This is a genomic window from Flavobacterium sp. HSC-32F16 (assembly GCF_024171645.1).
GTDB lineage: Bacteria > Bacteroidota > Bacteroidia > Flavobacteriales > Flavobacteriaceae > Flavobacterium.
In genome coordinates, this window is the sequence record NZ_JALKAC010000001.1 from 676,321 (window position 1) to 695,321 (window position 19,001).

Consider the following 19,001-nt stretch of genomic DNA (forward strand, 5'->3'; position numbering starts at 1 on the left):
AATATGTCAAGGAACATTATTATTTAATTTAAAGTATTTATTCTTTTCATAAACTCTTTTTACAGTTGTACCTGTCGGTCTATTTGTCTGGAGTTACTTTTCTCAATTGTCTTATCCTTTTTTCAAAATACATATTTGCTTTACTCCATAACCAAAATTTAAATCAATATATGGACAAGCTAAAATGTACTTATTGCCATCATATGTAATGGCTCCAAAATCTTTTATTTTTTCTATTTGAGGATTTTCAAATTGAGTTAAGTCTTTTATTAATTCTAACTTTAGTTTATTTTTAATTTCTGTTCCTTTTAATAAATATTTTTGGGAAACGTGATATCCTTCTATTTCAAATATTATAGAATCTTTTTTGATATTTAAAGAAACTATATGCATTGTATTTGTATCATTACTATTTTTATTTATTTGTGTTTGATAGTTACCAAGCCAATTGTCGCCATACGTTTTTATACTTTGGTGTATCTTTTTCTGAATGTTACAAAATTAATCAGTAAGATTATCAGTATAATAATTCGATTCATTTTTGTAATATTTGTTATTCGTTATTCCTTTTTTCAATATATCCTCATTTTCTGGATTCTTTATAATTTCCAAATAATCATCAGGAGTAAAATACTTTTTAGAAACTGTGTCGTATTTCAAAGTATGATTAACATTAATCATGTGATCTTCCTTTTTATTCGATTAATTTCTTCGTTTAATTTCAAACCATCAATTATATCCATTAAATTCAATAGATTTTATTCTTTAGTTAAATCCAGACTAGATTTATCTTTAATTAATTTAACCATTTGTGAACCTTCTAATGCATATCTTCCATCATTATTTATATTAGATATTTTTAATGTATTTCCATTCTCCATTTTAAATATTAAGAAATTTGCAGCTTTGTCAATTAACTCTAATTTTGAATTTTCTTCTTTTAAGCTATGTAGTTCATATGATAAAGAGTCTTTACTTACATAGATGTACACAGTTGCCCAACTTCTTGGATCATTATATTCTTCTTTAAATTGTAAAAAAGATCCTTTATATACTCCAATCCATTTATTTTCGATCTGCAAGTCTTTATTTTCTACATCAATTAGTTTTTTATCTAATATAGATGTATGACTTAAATCAACTATATTGAGGTATTTATCATTTATAATACTACCTATTACAAGTTTTTCTTGTTTATTTTTTATTAATAAATAATCAACATTTGTTCTCTTTTCATTTTTATTACCAAATAATATGAAACTTGCTCTAAATTGATTTTTATTTTTTAAAGGAATTATTTCCAAAGTTTTTTTAATTGATTCCCCATTATAATCTTGTCCTTTTATGAAAGGATCATAATCCAATACAATATTATTACCATCATTTCTTAAACTATCAATTTTATTTAGAAGCGTTTCAGAAATGAATAATTTAATTTTGGTTTGATCGATTTTAACGTTATCATCAAAGTAAAATAATGAGTAAAATTTATTTAACATTAAAACCCCTTCTTCTTTGCTATTCGACACTAAAGGTTGTTTACTTTCTACAATATTTGTACTTTTCAATTCTTGTTTGCAGCCTGTTAAACAACAGATGCATAAAATAATTATGCTGAAAAAATTTTTCATCTACTTAATTTATTTAATAATTATTCCCATCTATAAATTGCATATTTTTTTTCTACCGAATACTGATTTGCAACCCAAAAACTATTTTGTTTAAAATCTGAGACCCATTGAGTTCCATTATACATAGCTAAATGTCCATATGAATGACCCGAAACAGCACCGAAAGCTACTATATCACCTTTCTTAAGTTCTATGGAATCAATATCAGTACCTATTTTTTTAAATCCTAAATTGACAAGTTTATCCGTATCATAATATTCAAAAGCATGTCCTGATATATTTTTGATACCTCCTGCATTTATTGCTCTTCTTACATATAAAGCGCATTGAGACAAAGACTTTGGTTCGGCATTAGCATTTACATAATTAACTGCTTTCTCTATATCATAACCTTCTTTAATTGCTGATTTATCACCTTCACAGCATATAAATCCAAACTCTTTTAAAAATCCTTTTTTTAAATGTAAATTACTTACTTCATTTAACTCATCCTGTAAAAATTTTTCATAATGCTCAATACATATTTTCATTGGCGTTGCGGGTTGTGGTTTTCCTTTATATTCATGGTAACTATTGTCTCCTTTATGAGGAAGACTCGCCCATTTTAATGATGCATAATCTCTAATAGCTTTTTCAATATTATTATCAATTATTGTATCGATAAGTTTTTTACAGTAATGTTTCATTATTATAATGCACAACTTATCTTGAGATTCATGCTTATAATCAGGAATGTTATACTTTTTGACATAATCATGATATTCTTCACGAACTCCTGTTTTTACATATTCACCTTTTTCATTCTGTATAACTTGATTCCCTGTTAATTCCCACCAAACGTACCTCATTATTTGATATGCCCCAGCAGCAGTAGAGCCTCCGTAATTTTCTTCTGGATGTGTGCTTAAGTCTGTTATCTCATTACCTCCAAATGCTGTTGTGTAACCTTTTTGAAAATCATGAGCTATATATATCGTTTCTTTTTTATTATAATCATACGATTTTATCAATTCTCCTGTTCCTTCACCTACCCTCAACATCCTTATAAAGGCTCTTACTCGAGCTTCACACTCGCATTTCTTACCAATTACAAAATACTCCCCATCTCTTTTCAAAAATTCTTTTTCGTGTTTTACAGCCTCACCTTGACATTCGGCTTTTAACCAAAGACTTTCGGCTTGTGTCTTATAAGTATCAAAACTGATCGTATCACCACTACCGTAAATTTCACTTTGCAGCGCTTTTTCTACATCTTCTACGTAAGCCGTTCTTCCGGTTGCTATCTTTGTATTGCCTTGTTTTCCTTCTTTAGCATTGTTTAATATTATTGCTGCAAATTGCTTTTTGTTTTCATCTGTAATTGTTGTTTGTTTACTTTTAAATGTATACGTATAAGCTTCTTCTTTTTTACCCTTAAGAAGTTTTTCTCTCCATTCCTTTAAATCTTCATCTGCTTTCGGGCGAAGCTTTATTTTTACTTTTGCCAAGCCTTTTTCAACCGTTGCTTTTAGTGTCGTAAGTTCTGCTCCATCTTCTTTGGCTTCCAAAACAGGTACGTTTGCATCTGCATCTATCAGAATGGTATCTTTTTCTTTTATTGTAATAGATACTTCTTTGCCGTCCAATAAAAATGTTTTTGCTACGACATATACTTCCTCTTCCAAAGGAGCACTGTTTATTTTTATATAGTTTGCTCCTAACTTGTACAAATTGAAAGTTACAGGATCTCCTATTCCATATGTGTTTTCCGTAAGCGCATTTTTAATTTCATCAAGTTTTGCATATTTTTTATCTGCTTTTACTTGTGCGTCTACATTTTTCTTAATAATGGCAGCAATTTTGTCTTTGTCAATTTTGGCGTTTCTAGTTTTAAATTTATATTCGAATTGGTCAGCAACCTCTGCTGTTTCCAACGAAAATTCTTCTTTAGCAAAATATGCCGTAATAATGCCTTCTGTTTTTACTTCTTCCTCTTTAGGAGTGTTGTCAACTGTTAAGGGAGTTGTATTTGTTGGTGGCTCAAATACAGGCGTTACTCTTTTATTTTTTATAGTAAAAGAAAGTATTTTGTCACTTCCGCTTGCATTTTTAAGATATTCTCCTTTACTGTCAAGTACTTTTATGTAAAAATTTTCTAAATCGCTAGGCATTCCTGGAACTGCTATAAAACAAGACATAGTTGTAAATTTAGCCTTAAGAACTCCATCTATGCATTTTACTTTTACTTTTTGTATAGCTGTCGTTGTTTTTTTTGCACTATATGATTCCAATGTTAGTGTCTCGCCATTTACACCTTCCGTTTCTAAGGAAATAAATAGGTCATGTCCATAATTTATTTCACTATTATCTGCTGTATTTTCTTTCTTACTCCAAGAGGAAGAATTTATTTTTTTTTCACATTTACCAAATACATACAATCCAGTGTTTCTTTCATCATGTCCACCATATAAACTAACTTCTAAGTAGAAGGCATAAAGTCCACATAATTTTCTAGGAATGGTAACACCATACGGCACTCCTGCTGGCTTTACTTTTTGGTTAAAAATTTTTCTCTTTTTCTGATCCATCCATAGCCATGAGATGTTTCTTCTTTTTTCTTCTTCGGTGGTTTCACTATACCATTCGCCAACGAGAAACGAAGCCTCTTGATTTGGATCTATACAAATTACTTCACCAGCGTTATAATAATTGTCAAGTTCATAGCTGTTTGATAACCTCTTTATTTTTTTTACTCCCTTTGCCATTTTTATACTTTTAGAAAATAATGAAACTATTTCTTAACTATATATTATTCCTTCGTCTGTATGCTCAATTACGAATAGCTCCTTTACATCTACCATTGGATTTATTTGCTTTAGGACTCCAGATTTAGCATTCTTCAAATTCTGTCTGTTCAACTCGGCTTTTTGGCCGTGTTTATCTACTTCTATACAGTCAGTCCCTCCAATAGGACAGGTTCCTTTACTGTCTTCCAATAAAATTTTTCCTTTGTTAGATAATGTAACTTTTTCGTAGAAACCACTCCATTTAGTAATTACTGCTTGACATGGCAAGTAATCTCCGCTTCCGTTAGGCTGCATTTTACATTTACCAAAAGTATTTTTCTCTAATATCTGCCCAATTTCTTTATCGGTTGCTATGAGTTTACTTTCGGCTCCTTTATCATTAGCATAATGCTTACTTTGCGTTTTTACCTTAAGCGTATCTAACTTAGGCTCTACGCTAAACTTACATTTTAAAGTTGCTCCTTGTACTACTACATGTTTTTCACTCATAACTTTACTTCATTTAATGTCAAAACAATCCTTGATATTCCTTGAATTTTAAACTATTACCTTCCTTATTATTCTAAAAGCTCAATCTCAATAGTATTTTTTATATGCTCATTTGATAAAATATTGCATTCTACATTCATTTTATCAATTGTATAAGTTTCCGAATTCAAGAAGTAAATAGCGCTATAATTCACTTTTGAAGGAATATACCCATATAAAATACCTAAGCCCGAATCCATATAAGAGCCTTTTTGATCTACTTTAATAAAACCATCATCATCTAAAAGAGGAGTGATTTTTTGCATAACTTCAAAAACACCTTCTACTTCTTCCTCTAAAGGGAAAGAAACTTCATTTTTAAATGAATAATCTGCTGTATAACCAACATAAATTCCATTAAAAAATGTCCTGAAAAAATAATCTGAACGAAGCGACCTTAATAAAGTATCTGAATTTGTTAAGGTTTTTTCCGTATGATCAATATAAGCTTCCGTTAATTCGCCTTCGTAATAATCGAGAATTTCATTTTTTAAATTTTCCCACCGACTTTCAATTTCATCATAATTATAAATATCAACCCATTTACCAAATTTGTCTACCACAATTTTTAGAGGATAAAGCATTTCTGCGTTTTTTGCTCCAAGTTTTTCAATCAAAGATTGAGGAGGCAAACCATTGATATGAAAAATTTTACTTCTGTTAATTTCAAAAAGATGGTATCTATTTTTATCTGTAGCAAGCCATTTTACATTTATTGCCATTTCTGTGACATCAACTTGATCCCCTGCTTCAAATGTATATTTTACCTTGTATCTATCATTTATTCTTTCTGGCAAAAAGGGTAGTTCGTAATCATTTGCTAAGCTTACTTTTTGTCCCTTTTTCTCTTCTTTTTCTTTTCTTTCTTCAATGTATTTTTCGGGAGCTAGAATTAAAAACTTAGAATAACTTTTAAAATCTCCTTCTATTAAATCCTCGATCTCACAATACATATTATGATACCATCTAAGCTCATCAGCCTCAACACCAAGATCGCTGGCTACACTTGCAAGTGTATCTCCTTTCTTGATTTTATAGGTACGAAACTTATCGTACGATGACTTTTCAGGTTTATCTATGTAATACATACTATCTCAAAAAATATTAAACTGCAGGTTCTTTTTCTTTCTTTTCAATCTTAGGCTCATACACAAAGTCCGGGTCTTTTCCATCTCCTTTTTTCGCAGGCTTTATATCTTTTACAATTTGCCTTTTACAAATAATAACTGAATTTTCAGTAATACCATTCATCCCCAAAGTGTATTTGGCATCTACATATTTAGCTGTCTGGTACCATTTTGGCTGTAAAAAGAATACCCAGCTGCAGTTTTCACCGTTTTGCTTTAAATCAATTTTACTATCAGCATTATGTTCATTATATCCTGAAACGGTATGATAAAAAAGTGCTCCAAAATCAATTCTTACCGGACCTTTAGATCTTAACGAGGTATATTTCGTATCGCTTTCTTTTTTCTGAATTAATAAGGTAATCAACAATAAATCTTTCATTTCAAAGTTTTCAATCTCAGGAAAAGGATTTTTTCTTTCCGGAATTTTCCATGTAACATATTCCTTAGGCGGTATCTGCATCATATAATTAAATACGGCATAAACTCCCGTAGGAACCATAAATACTAAGAAATGAGAACACATTAAAAAGGTCAGTGCAATTCCGTTTAAGGCAGTATAAATAATCACAAACAACACACTTGAGTAAAGTGTTATTAAAAATGAAAACAATAATTCGATGCCAACAACACCTTTTAAATTAAACTCGTTAAAATACCATCTATACAAGTACACATTCAGGATTCCGAATAACAGTGATGCAATTTGATAAAATCGAAACTCATCTGATAACTCTGTAAATAATTTATTATAGCCCAAAAAACCAACAAGAGCATAAATCAATACAAATGAGAATACATAGATATAGAACTTTCTTTTATACTGAACTGTAAATTCTTTTACTTTATCCCTGAATACCATAGTAAGTATAAAACTCACCGCAATAATTACTACTAAAAATACAATAAGCCTAATATCAATAAGGGCTAATAAATGCTTTTTTACCATTACTAAATTCGTGTTGTATACCCTAACACAGGTTCTTTACTAAAATTAAACTCTTCCGTTTCTTCATTAATCAATAAGACTGTTTTTACCTCTACTTCCATCGGAAAAAAATGTTCGCAAAAACAATCTATAAATATTTTTATATCACCATTTTTAAGATAATGCTGATAGGGTTTATTAGTTATAGGCCCTATTTCTATCCTTAAATTCATAGAATAATCCATGTAATTTTTCCCAGTAATAAAATCAACTCCTAACCTGTTTTCACCTAACTTAATCTGCTCTCCTTCTTCGCTGTATTCTTTAGAGCTGGTTGTTGTATAAGTAACTTTCTCTTCAATAATACTGGACAAACAATGACAGGCAAGATCAATATCTCCTACTATTTTATATGCATACGGCAGTAACTGAATAAATTTTGAAACTAAAATTTCCGGGTAAATATGTGATAATCCCCAAAAATCGTAGAAAAAATCCAACGGTTTACTTCCGTTCAGCTTATACAAAAAATTTCGTTCAACACTTTCTATTTTAGTTCGGTAATGAAAAATCTCGTTTTCAAAAGGAGTAAAAAAAACTCGGGCTTCCGCTTCTTGTTTTTTCTGGTGTTTATGCTCCCTTATCATCTGTTTTACAGACTTATCAGAATTATTTTCGGTCAGACTATGTACAAAACCTTCAGGAAGTGCATCATACATACTATCTCGCGATAAACGTATATTTAGATATTCCTGTTTGTCATAATTATCGTCCTGAATTGCAGCTCCTAAAATATCGCTTCTGTAAGCTCGTGAAAACTGACCGTGGTTAGAAATGGTAATTTCATCCTGTACCACAGCTTTTTTTTCAAGAAGTTCATTAGCGATGACTTCAGCTCTAATGTCGTACGAAATACTTTCAATTTCGTACGCAAGATCCTCAAGACTTTTTTTACTTTTTCTTTCCATCTTCGTTAATTCGTCCTGCGCCTATATATCGTAACTGAAAATACTCATCATTGAAATTATATATTGCCAAACCTTTGTCTGTACAAGCCAGAATTCGGTCATTATGCAGATACAAACCCACATCTGATATAGGATGGTCTTTGTCGTATCTAAAGAAAACCAGATCCCCTTCGGCAAGGAAACTGCGGCCGGTAAAAATCTGAATGGATTTTGACTTCCACATTCCAGCCGGATCTTTTGGAAGCGTAACCTTGTAAACATCACTATACAAAGACTGCAGAAAATAAGAGCAGTCAATTCCTTTTTTAGAAAAACTTTTCTCTTTATAGGGCGTATTAAGCCAAGGATCTATATAGGAGTATAATTTGTAATTGGTAATTTTATTTGGCATTACAGCCAGAATAATAGAATATTTTTCTTTGAGAGCCAATACTTCATCACTTAAATTTTCTGAATTATCATTGACTACGGTTTTGTTCTTTAAACCAGTTTCTTTCATTTGGAACTGTTTTTTTAGCATCTCCAAAGAATAATCATATTTAAAGGGAATTTGTGAAATATATTTTTGAGCACGGCATTCTGTAAATAAATGCATCATAAGAATCATAATAACAATCTGCCTCATAAAAAATATTATTTAGTACTCTTTTTTTAGATAATTAAAATATTATTTCATTCCCAAAAGGGATAATTTTTAAATTTTAGCAACAATAAAAAACAAACTTTTGAGTTCATTTTACATTTTTACCTTGAGAAAATTCTCATTTTTAAACGTAACTCGTTTATTATGAATTTATTTACTTTTTCACACGAGGTGGTTACAAACCTAACAAAATATTTTGTAAGAATACAAATATTATTTGTAAAATTTATAGTAATAATTATAAGTTTTTTAATTTTTTTAAAACTACATTTGTTTCCGTTTTTTGTTAAAATTATCTTACATAGTAAATTGTTTAAAATTTAAAAATGAATCAAAAAAATATTGATATCAGAGTTGTGTTTTTTTTCGCGATTCTCTTATTAGCTGGAATCATAGCATTTATCGTACAGCTTTTTAATCATGTTGATTGTGAAGACGTCAAATTTTACATTTTCGCAGACCATTCACAGTCCGAAGAATCAATTGAGTTTTATGATAAGACTCCAAACGCAAAATCATGGGTTTGGGACTTTGGAGACGGATCAGAAAAAGATGTCAGAAAACATACTTTTCATATCTATAAAAATCCGGGAAAATACTATATCACTTTAACTATAAACGGCAATTGCACCCATACAAAAGAAATCACTATAAAGGATAAATTTGCTGCAGATAAAATAGGCACGCCGCGTATTATTGTACCCAAAACAATTACAGTTGGACAGCCTGCTTATTTCAAGTCAATTTCTGATGATGCGAGAACCTGGGAATGGGCATTTGGTGAAAATAAAGGTATAGATGAAACCTCCTCTAACCCTGTTTACAACTTTATTACTCCAGGCGAAAAAACGATTACTTTAGTCATAAATGGAGATTTTAGCCGTGTGGCGAAAAAAGTGATCTATGTACATCCAAGAGTTATAAAAAAAACTAATCCGCTGGATGTAAGTTCTTATGAATTTGAGAAAAAAGCCGAAGCATTTGCACTTCCAAGAGGCCCTGTAAAAAAAGATCCACTGGAAGAAATGCTGCAATATGTTCCGGTTGCACCTAAAGCAAAAACCATAAAAGACAGTACTGCTGTTACCAAAAAAGCACCTAAATTGTCTGAAGATCAATTTGAACTGCTGTTCAAAAAAGTAGCCGAAGGCAGTAAAGTAAAAGATGATTTCGCAGATTTTTTGTGTGATGATCTGGATATTCCTGTTGTAAAAAATGACAAAGATTTATTGACTTTCTCCCAATTATGTGCCTCTGTAAAGGGAAAGAAAATAAAAATCGAATCAATACGCTTAAACAAAGACAAACAAACTAACTGCATTAAAGGAATAAATATCAGCTATAAAGTAAAAAAATATCTGATGTGGTCTAAAGATTAAATTTAGTATGGAAGAAGAAAAAAACGTTTTCAGTGCAGAGCTTTTAACTGCATTAGAAATTGCTAAAAAAATTGCTAAAACCAATTCAAATAAATATTACTCGGCGCCTCATTTGTTAAAGGCTATTTTAAACAGGGATTTATCGCTTTTAAAACGTCTTGAAGCTATGGGTAAAGATGTTTATTATCTTGATGAATGGGCAGAAGTAAGAATTGAAGAAGAGCCTAAAACTACTCATGTACTTGATGCTGAACCAAGTGATTCGATTGACGACATCATAAAAGAAGCAGAATCAGTACGAATAGCTTTGAATGAAGACGAAATAAGCCTTTATGCTATTATAATTGCGATAAGTTCTCCGGGGGTAGGCTTCAATTTTGACCAAATGAAGTCTTATCCTATCTCAAGAAATGAATTACTGGAAGACCAAATTGTTATTCCTCAAAATGATACTGGCATAAAACAAGAAGTTAAAAAAGGCTTTTTGAGCAAATATTGTATTCATAAAAATCTGGAGAAAAACAAAAAAAGAATCCCTGCAATTGGGCGTGAAGCCGAATTGAATGCTATAAAAGAAATACTCTGCCGTTTCTCGAAACCTAATGTACTGCTTATTGGTGATCGAGGCATTGGAAAATCGATTTTAATTGATACACTTGTTCAAAATGTAATAACAAATCAGGTTCCGGATGCTTTAAACAAAGTCCAGCTTTTTGAACTGGATTTATCTTCTCTTATTGCCGGCGCTTCATACAAAGGTGAAATAGAAGACCGTTTAAAAAACTGTATTCAGGAGCTAAAACAATATCCGAGAGCTATTTTAATTATTGAAGAAATTCATATTTTACTCGATAAGAATGGTGGTGATTCAGGTGTTTCGAATGTCCTCAAAGGCGAGTTAGCCAAAGGGTTAAATATTATCGCAACCTCAACAATTGATGAGTTTTCAAAAAGAATAGAGAAAGAACAAGGCCTTTCGGGAATGTTTGAAATCGTTAAATTGGAAGAATCTGATGATGAGACTTTATTCCGAATGATCCGCGAATCTATCAAAACGTATCAGGAACATCATAAAATACAAATAGATGACGAAACCATTTCAGAGTCTATTCGTTTATCAAGAAGATATTTAAAAGAAAAAAGCCTTCCAGAATCAGCAATTAATCTGATTGATCATACGATGTCGGTTTTAAAAACTTCAGGAGAAACTTTTCTTAACGAAAAAGAATCTATTATCAATAAATTAAATCTTTTAAAAGACAACAGTAATTTATCTGAAGATCAATCAATCAAAGAATACAATTGGTTTCTGACTGATTTAATAAACAAGACAACCTTTTTGATGGATGTTGATGAACAAAATGAAAAAAGAATTTTTGAAACATCATCATCAATCCTAAGTTACATAGAAAGTCTGATTATAATGCTTGAAGAAAAAGCACTTGACAAACGATCTCATATTGAAGCCTTTGATTTGTCTTTGATTATTGCAAAAAAAACCGGAATTCCGGCGGGAAAACTTAAAGAAGAAGAAAAACAGAAACTAAACAATATTGAGGAGGTTTTAAACCGAAGAGTAATAGGCCAGGATCATTGTATTGCAACAGTAGCAGGCTCTATTTTAGAATCAAGATCGGGATTAAGTAAAGCCGGACAGCCTATTGCTTCTTTCTTTTTTCTTGGACCAACGGGAACGGGAAAAACGGAATTAGCCAAAAGTTTAGCCGAATTTCTATTTCAGGATGAAAATGCCATCATTAGATTTGATATGTCTGAATTTAAAGAAGAACATTCTGCGGCTCTTCTTTATGGTGCACCCCCAGGCTATGTAGGCTATGAAGAAGGAGGTTTATTGGTGAACAAAATCAGGCAAAAACCTTATTCTATTGTTTTATTTGATGAAATTGAAAAAGCACATCCTTCTGTTTTTGATGTGTTTCTTCAAATTATGGACGAAGGAAAACTACACGATCGTTTAGGAAAAGAAGGTGATTTCTCTAATGCTATTATACTTTTTACCTCGAATATTGGTGCAGATCATATTGTCAATACTTTTAATAATGGCGAAATTCCAACATCTGGTTCTTTAATGGAAATTATGGGAAATTATTTCAGACCTGAGTTTTTAGGGCGTTTAACTGAAATTGTACCTTTTGCTCCTATCAGTAAAGAAAATGCACTAAAAATATTCGAAATTCATCTTAAAAAAGAGTTTATGGATTTATTGAAGAACATCAACATTAAAGTTGAGATTCCGATGGAAGCTAAACTTTATCTTGCTGAAAATGGATATAATGCCAAATACGGCGCAAGACCTATAAAAAGTATTATCAGAAGTCATTTAAGAAGACCTTTGGCAAAAAAAATAATTTCGGGAGAAGTAAAAGACGGCGATACGATCTCAGTTTCAATTGAAAATAATGAAGTAAAATGGATTAAAGAAGAACTGACTGTTTCAAATTGAGTTTAAACCAAAAGGCTTTATTTAGTTAATTTACAAACCAAAAAAACGCTGAAAAGCGTTTTTTTTGGTTCTAAGTATCTCTTGAAATTTCCTTTTCATGAACTATTCCTAACAATATAAAACAATATTTCTTCTTCTAATTCTTTTGCCAGATTTTCGCATTCCAGCTTCTGACGAAAGTTTTTCTCAAATTTTTTCTTATAGATTTCGGCATTTACAATGCTTTCACAATAATCGTCGCACATCGTTTTGAATCGGTCGTCGAGTAAGTACATCTTTCTCATCGATTCAAAATATTCTGCAAATTTGACATTATATAGTTCGTCTGGTAGGGACATAGTTCTAAAGTTTAAGCATTGTTCTAATAAAGTCATTTTTTACTCTCTTGCCATTTTTACTTTAAATTCATGCTCTATATTTTGATAAGCGTCATTACTTACATCGTAAACCACTTTTGCAATTTTGCCTCCATTAAAATCAAATTTGGCTTTATACTGTTTGCTTACAGGATCACCGCTGTCACGCCCCACGCACAAGCCTTCACCCGAAAGCGCATAATGACCTGCTTGTGTACGGAAAAGTTTTTCGTCTACAACTTTATCATCTACATAAAGTCTCATTTTACCTAAAGTCTCGTTTTTCTCACTCATTTTTTCTTTTACAAATTCAACACCCACAATGTGTTTTCCATTGGCAGGAAGTGAAGTGCTTAAAACCTGTTCTGGTGCAAGACCAAGGAAATTATACACATAAGTTAGTTTTCCGTCTTTTGCAAATAAACTGTAACCTCCAAAACGAGATCCCTGAGATACGATTACTCCTTTTGAATCTTTAGTAAAATCAACTTCTGCTAAGATTTTAAAAGAACGTCCAAGCGTTGGTGCTGCAGAGGCTTCCGGTATTTCTGTTGTTCCCGGGTAATAAATAAATCGTCCATCAGCAGGCACTTCTTTATGATATTCCAGCTTGTGAAATTCAGGAATCGAAAGATCATTAAGCGGTAATACATTATATTTTTTTGCTTCATCCATCCAAATTTGCTGCAGCTCTTTTACTTTATCAGGATATTTTGATGCAAGATCTGTAGATTCTGATCTATCGGCATCGACATTGTATAACTCCCATTGGTCTTTATCAAAATTTCCAATGTTTACAGGCAAAGCCCCATGAACTGCTGTAGCTTTCCAGCCGTCTTTCCAGATTCCTCTTGTACCCACCATTTCATAATATTGTACTTTTTTAGCGGTTGGTGCTTTTGCATTGTCAAAACTGTATTTCATAGAAACTCCTGCAAGCGGCTCTTGTTTTACGCCATCAACCACATCTGGCATTGTTAAACCGCAAGCTTCCAGAATAGTAGGCACAATATCAGTACAATGATGATATTGGCTTCTCAATTCTCCTTTGGCTTTAATTCCTTTAGGCCAGCATATTACAAGCGGATCAGCTGTTCCTCCGCTGTAGCCTGAATATCTTTTAAACATTTTAAATGGTGTCGAAAAAGCAGCTGCCCATCCGGTGGGATAATGATTGTATGTATCCTCAGATCCCAGTTTATCAATCATGCTTAAATTAACACTCATGTCATCCGGATAAGCATTAAAGAAATTATTCTCATTTACCGATCCATTTGGAGATCCTTCTGCGGAAGCGCCATTATCTGCACAATAGATAATCAAAGTGTTGTCAAACTGACCCGAATCTTTCAGATATTTAATAACGCGCCCTACCTCGGCATCTGTAAATTCTGAATAAGCGGCATATACTTCGGCCATACGGCTGAACAATTTTTTTTCATCTATCGAAAGGCTGTTCCACGGTTTTACAATATCTCCTTCTGCAAATTTACCTTTAGGCATAGGATTTAATGGTGTCAATTTTGTTCCTTTTGGCAGAATTCCTTTATCAATCATTCGCTTTAAAACCCATTCTCTGTAAGCTTCATAGCCGTCGTCGAATTTACCTTTGTATTTTGCAATATAATCGGCTGGTGCATGATGCGGTGCATGATTGGCTCCCGGATTGTACCACATAAACCAAGGTTTCTCTGGTTTTGATTGTTTTGAATCCTGAATATACGCAATGGCTTTATCGGCCAAATCTTTACTTAAGTGATAGCCATTTTCAGGCTGAGAAGGCTGATCTATAAAATGATTGTCTTCTATAAGACTTGGATACCATTGATTGGTTTCTCCTCCAATAAATCCATAAAATCGATCAAATCCAAGCCCCAAAGGCCATCGTTCTTTAGAAGAAGCCATATCGAGTGCATCTACAGGAACATTATGGTTTTTTCCTATCCAAAATGTAGACCAACCGGCTTCTCGGAGTACTGCAGCAAGTGTGGCATTTTCTTTTGGAATATGACCGCTGTAACCCGGAAATCCTACTGCTGATTCTGATATCGAACCAAATCCGTTTTGATGGTGGTTACGTCCTGTTAAAAGTGTAGAACGTGTAGGCGAACATACCGAGGTAGTGTGCCATTGTGTATAGGTGACTCCGTTTTTTGCCAGTTCATCCATAGTTGGCATATTGATACGGCCTCCATAAGGCGACCAGGCCGCAAAACCGGTATCATCATATAAAATGATAAGGACATTTGGAGCATCTTTTGGAGCTTTATTCTCCAGAAATGCCGGCCAATCCCCTTTTGAATCCCGAATATCGAGTTTAATCTCTCCGTTAAATATTTTTCCGTCCTGCTTTTTAGGTGGATTCTGCGCCATTAAAACTGCACAGAACGAAAATGTCAAAAGTTTAAATAGTTGTTTCATAATGACATGGGGTTAAATTATTACTTTACTTCTTCAAAGTCTCCAGGTTTCCAGCTTCCGTTAAATGCGCCTCCTTCCGGACCATAAATTCGGAAATAAGCAAACCAGCCCACATTTGGAATCGTTTTAATCCATTGACCCTCTTTTCCGGCAGGAGCCTTTGGTCCAAAATATAAATCAATACTCTTACCTCCTATTTTATCTTTCAATTCAAATAAGGACCGCAAAGCAGCTTTGTTTTGATCTGTATTCACCTGACTTCTGGTTTTGGCATCATAAATCGTAACTGACCAGAATAATTTGGCAGGAACTGGTGTAGGTATTGTTAATTTATACGTTTTACTTCCGTCGACGTATTTTCCTGTATTGTCTTTAAGTCCAAGCCAGTACAAAGATCCTGCGCCTTCTTTTCTCCTAAACATTGACGGTGAAGCGCCAATTGCCTGATAAAACCACGTTTCCCGGCCATCAAGATCTACATAGTCTGGTGTATTAAAATCGCCGTCTTCAAATCGGAGTGCCACCCATTGCCATTGGCGGTCTTTCCAAACTACCCGATCCTCACGACGGTCTGCAAAGGATTGTACACGCATTTGTGCATTGGCTATTTTAGCCGCTTTTTCAAGTATTGATTTCATACGTGCATCCGGGCTGAATGATTTACCTTTCTTAATACCCAATACTGCCAGCTCCCCATAATAGTTTCTATATCCTTCAAAAACAGGTTCTCGCTGGATAACATCATTTAAATTCTCCCAGTATTTTATGTTATTTTCCCAGCCAAGAGGTGTTGTATTTTGAGGTTTATTCGTAAGATCCAGCCAATCCGGTTCTTTCCAGGTTACGGGCTTATTTAACGGATATACTTTCACCGTTTTAATACGTGTTATAGCTGCATTTACATCTCCGCCTACTGGAAGCGAACGTATACCCACAGTTAAATTATTTGATGAAGATTTCCAAACATGATAACCCGAAGCGGGAACTACGCCTTTATAATCAGGAGGTAAAAGCAGGTGTTTTCCTCCGCTGCCCGCATCCGGACCCGGAATTCCCATATCGGCAACCCAGCGTTGGTTTACATCCATGGCAACTACAATAAGAGGCCCTTTTGGAATATCTATAACCATAGGCTCGTCTGACAAATCAATAGGAATTGGTCCGTAAGGCGTGTCTGAATTCAGGGTAAAACCAATTTGTCCCGGTTTTGTATCTAAAGTTCCAAATGATTTGTTTGGAGTAACTTTAATACTGTCATTCCCTTTTACTAAACCTTCACCGGAAACCGTTGGATAGAAAAATTTATAAGCCTGTATTGCCCTTGTTAAATCAGCATCATCATAAGCTTTTTTAATAGTTGCTTCAGTTGGATAACCGCCTGTAAATTCATAATCCGAAGCTGCATCCGCAGAACTTGCAGTGTTTGTGGTAACTTCTGTTTCTTTTTTACAGCCTGTTATAACTAAAAGTAAAAAACAGATATAAACTGATAACTTTTTCATGTAAATTGATTTAGAGGGTTAAACTTCAAAACAGTATCAAAGTTATTACCACCTGTCAATTTTAAATTATTCTGAAACTTAAATTAGGTTTCATATTATAATTTGGAACAAAGTTTTACCTCAATGCCGTATCTTAAATCCTCTTTTCGTACCTTTTACTAACAGAAAATAATTATTGGCAAGGCAATAAATGCTATAATTACCTGTTTTTATAAACAAGAATGAATGTGTTCAATTGGCAGAACACATTTAAATAAATAAAAAATAAAGTATGAAAAAAATATTGTTTTTAATTATAATCAGCGCTTCTCTTCAAGTGTATTCACAAGAAGAGATTAAAGGAAAATATAAACCGGTACAATCCAAAAATCCAGAAAATAAAGAAGTGGTTCCGCCGGCAGAAACTTCTCCCAATGCAGAACCGCCGGCTATTCCAAAAGATCCAATTGTTTTGCAGATTAATCCCGAAGAACTTTTTAAAAACAACGTTCTGTATAAAAAAGAAGCCAATGTAGAAGGCATTTTTTACAGAAGAAACGAATATTTGGGAGGTTTTATAACAAAAGGTGCTGTTTCGACAGTTCGTTACCGGGATGCCGCTTTTGTTGACGGCGATAAAATTAGAGTGTATTTGAATGATAAGGTTATTGAACCGGAGGTTTTATTAGATGGAGAATTTAAAGGTTTTAAAATAAACTTAGTAAAAGGAATTAATAAAATTGATTTTGAAGCTTTAAATGAAGGTTCTGCTTCGCCAAATACTGCCGAATTTCAGGTTTTTGATGATAAAGGAGCCGTAATAGAATCAAGCCAGTGGAATGTTGGTACGGGTTATAAGGCCGTTATCATTTTATATAAAGAGTAAACTAAATTTTGACACTGCTGAAAAGCCTTAAAGATCCAATTAGAATTTGGGTTTTTAAGGCTTTTCTCATTTTATGCCAAAAGTTTTACTGAAACGTTGTTGCATTTACAAATAAGAATTTTATATTTGCAACTGTGTGGCATTAATCAGGCACAGTTTCATTGAATGAAAAAGAAATTAAAATTTATTAATCTTCTGCTCCCGCTGATAGTATTGTTTGCGATACTATTTCCGGCGATACATTCGTATGAACATATTCACAATCACAATTCAAACCATAAAAATACAGAGCTGCACCATACAGCTAAAACCGAATTTAAAATTCATAAGCATACTGAAGAATGTGCTATTTGTCATTTTAAATTCAGTCCTGTTACTCCTTTTGCTTTTGAAGCTTTTACTTTTTATAAAAACAACACTATCACTTCATTTGTTGTTTTTTATTCTAAATCGTATTCGAATTTCTTTAAAGGCGCGCTGTTTTCCCTTCGCGCTCCTCCGAGAATTTAAGCAGAAAATCGTCATTTCTAAAAGGAAATGTTATGCATTTACTTTTTCTAAACTCTGTAATTATTGAGAAGCATCTTGTAAATAGGTTTTAATCTAACGTATACTACTTTGTTTCTTATCAAGCTTACATTTTTTAAGGAGATATTTCAAAACTCGTAATTTCCTTATTCCGGTAAAACACGCACAATTCAATTGGATTGAGCCGTTTTTTTCACCGCTGTAATGACGCTTTCTTATCTAAAAAACAGGCTTTTATAACCTAATCCATTTCAGGTTATGTCTTTGAATTTTACTTAGTGCTTATGCCCCTGAGAAGGAATTGCTATGCCTTATCCTAAAATTTTGTACCAAAGCTGTTTTCGCCAAGTAATCCCAAAATAATCTATATGAAAAAAGTCAAAATCAAATGGAGCAGAATGAAAACCGCAACAAAAATTGCTGTTTTAGTTTTTAACTCTCTGGTATTTACCGCTTGCAGCAGTGATAATGAATCTGTTGATACTGAATATCCAACAATCGATATTTCGGCTTCAAATGCATTTCCTGTTCAATGCAGTCAAATTAATCGAGGGCAGAAAATCACCTTCCGCGCTGTATTTAACGACAATGCTGCATTAGGATCTTACAGTCTTGATATTCATCACAATTTTGATCATCATACGCATAGTACTGAAGTATCTGACTGCGAAACAGATCCGATTAAAAAACCTGTAAAACCAATGCTTTACATTAATTCAGTTACTATTCCGGAAGGTTTAAAAAGTTATGAAGCTGCACAGGAAATCACAATTCCAGAAGACATTGATCCGGGTGATTATCATTTTATGATTCGTTTGACTGATAAAGAAGGATGGCAGACAATAAAAGGTTTAAGTATTAAAATTTTATAAACG

At 32.9% G+C, this 19,001-nt stretch carries 17 protein-coding genes; 5 read left to right on the forward strand and 12 right to left on the reverse strand.

Features of this window, described 5'->3' with window-relative positions:
* Positions 1-111 precede the first annotated feature (111 nt).
* The 9 genes from L1276_RS03020 to L1276_RS03060 all read right to left on the reverse strand — a co-directional run bounded on the left by L1276_RS03020 (position 112) and on the right by L1276_RS03060 (position 8,593).
* The gene (locus L1276_RS03020; RefSeq protein ID WP_253785304.1) at positions 112-393 is read right to left on the reverse strand and encodes a hypothetical protein; all 282 of its coding nucleotides are present in this window, start codon (positions 391-393) and stop codon (positions 112-114) included.
* 108 nt (positions 394-501) lie between these two features.
* Positions 502-681, reverse strand: coding sequence for a hypothetical protein (locus L1276_RS03025; protein ID WP_253785306.1), 180 nt, complete (start codon positions 679-681; stop codon positions 502-504).
* Positions 682-758: 77 nt separating this feature from the next.
* Positions 759-1,631 (reverse strand): hypothetical protein, encoded by an 873-nt coding sequence (locus L1276_RS03030; RefSeq protein WP_253785308.1) that lies wholly within the window; start codon positions 1,629-1,631, stop codon positions 759-761.
* Positions 1,632-1,651: 20 nt separating this feature from the next.
* A complete protein-coding gene (locus L1276_RS03035; protein ID WP_253785310.1) occupies positions 1,652-4,375 on the reverse strand; it encodes a hypothetical protein in 2,724 nt (907 codons plus the stop codon).
* A gap of 33 nt (positions 4,376-4,408) precedes the next feature.
* The gene (locus L1276_RS03040; protein WP_253785312.1) at positions 4,409-4,906 is read right to left on the reverse strand and encodes a DUF4280 domain-containing protein; all 498 of its coding nucleotides are present in this window, start codon (positions 4,904-4,906) and stop codon (positions 4,409-4,411) included.
* 68 nt (positions 4,907-4,974) lie between these two features.
* A complete protein-coding gene (locus L1276_RS03045; RefSeq protein WP_253785314.1) occupies positions 4,975-6,033 on the reverse strand; it encodes a peptidoglycan-binding protein LysM in 1,059 nt (352 codons plus the stop codon).
* Positions 6,034-6,049: 16 nt separating this feature from the next.
* Positions 6,050-7,021, reverse strand: coding sequence for a TssN family type VI secretion system protein (locus tag L1276_RS03050; RefSeq protein WP_253785316.1), 972 nt, complete (start codon positions 7,019-7,021; stop codon positions 6,050-6,052).
* A 2-nt stretch (positions 7,022-7,023) separates the two neighbouring features.
* On the reverse strand, positions 7,024-7,968 hold the full coding sequence (locus L1276_RS03055) for a type VI secretion system baseplate subunit TssG (RefSeq protein ID WP_253785318.1): 945 nt from the start codon (positions 7,966-7,968) through the stop codon (positions 7,024-7,026).
* Positions 7,952-8,593 (reverse strand): C40 family peptidase, encoded by a 642-nt coding sequence (locus L1276_RS03060; protein ID WP_253785320.1) that lies wholly within the window; start codon positions 8,591-8,593, stop codon positions 7,952-7,954. The genes L1276_RS03055 and L1276_RS03060 overlap by 17 nt, the downstream gene beginning before the upstream one ends.
* A gap of 344 nt (positions 8,594-8,937) precedes the next feature.
* Here L1276_RS03060 and L1276_RS03065 point away from each other — a divergent pair, with 344 nt between their 5' ends.
* Together L1276_RS03065 and L1276_RS03070 are read left to right on the forward strand one after the other, a co-directional pair.
* A complete protein-coding gene (locus tag L1276_RS03065; RefSeq protein ID WP_253785322.1) occupies positions 8,938-9,990 on the forward strand; it encodes a PKD domain-containing protein in 1,053 nt (350 codons plus the stop codon).
* 7 nt (positions 9,991-9,997) lie between these two features.
* Entirely contained in the window at positions 9,998-12,454 is a 2,457-nt protein-coding gene (locus tag L1276_RS03070; RefSeq protein WP_253785324.1) for an AAA family ATPase, read from the forward strand.
* Between the two features lie 95 nt (positions 12,455-12,549).
* Here the strand turns inward: L1276_RS03070 and L1276_RS03075 are convergent, their stop codons facing one another.
* Genes L1276_RS03075 through L1276_RS03085 form a run of 3 tightly spaced genes read right to left on the reverse strand, consistent with a single transcriptional unit; the run spans position 12,550 to position 16,733 of the window.
* The gene (locus L1276_RS03075) at positions 12,550-12,792 is read right to left on the reverse strand and encodes a hypothetical protein (RefSeq protein ID WP_253785326.1); all 243 of its coding nucleotides are present in this window, start codon (positions 12,790-12,792) and stop codon (positions 12,550-12,552) included.
* A gap of 39 nt (positions 12,793-12,831) precedes the next feature.
* A complete protein-coding gene (locus L1276_RS03080) occupies positions 12,832-15,231 on the reverse strand; it encodes an arylsulfatase (RefSeq protein ID WP_253785328.1) in 2,400 nt (799 codons plus the stop codon).
* Between the two features lie 20 nt (positions 15,232-15,251).
* Entirely contained in the window at positions 15,252-16,733 is a 1,482-nt protein-coding gene (locus L1276_RS03085) for a DUF1254 domain-containing protein (protein WP_253785330.1), read from the reverse strand.
* 271 nt (positions 16,734-17,004) lie between these two features.
* Between L1276_RS03085 and L1276_RS03090 the strand changes: the two genes are divergently transcribed.
* From L1276_RS03090 to L1276_RS03100, 3 genes are all read left to right on the forward strand, one after another.
* The gene (locus tag L1276_RS03090; protein ID WP_253785332.1) at positions 17,005-17,598 is read left to right on the forward strand and encodes a hypothetical protein; all 594 of its coding nucleotides are present in this window, start codon (positions 17,005-17,007) and stop codon (positions 17,596-17,598) included.
* Between the two features lie 165 nt (positions 17,599-17,763).
* Positions 17,764-18,108 carry a hypothetical protein gene (locus L1276_RS03095; protein WP_253785334.1) on the forward strand — a complete coding sequence of 115 codons (345 nt, stop codon included), beginning with the start codon at positions 17,764-17,766 and terminating at the stop codon, positions 18,106-18,108.
* 386 nt (positions 18,109-18,494) lie between these two features.
* On the forward strand, positions 18,495-18,998 hold the full coding sequence (locus L1276_RS03100; RefSeq protein ID WP_253785336.1) for a DUF4625 domain-containing protein: 504 nt from the start codon (positions 18,495-18,497) through the stop codon (positions 18,996-18,998).
* The last annotated feature ends 3 nt before the right edge of the window (positions 18,999-19,001 follow it).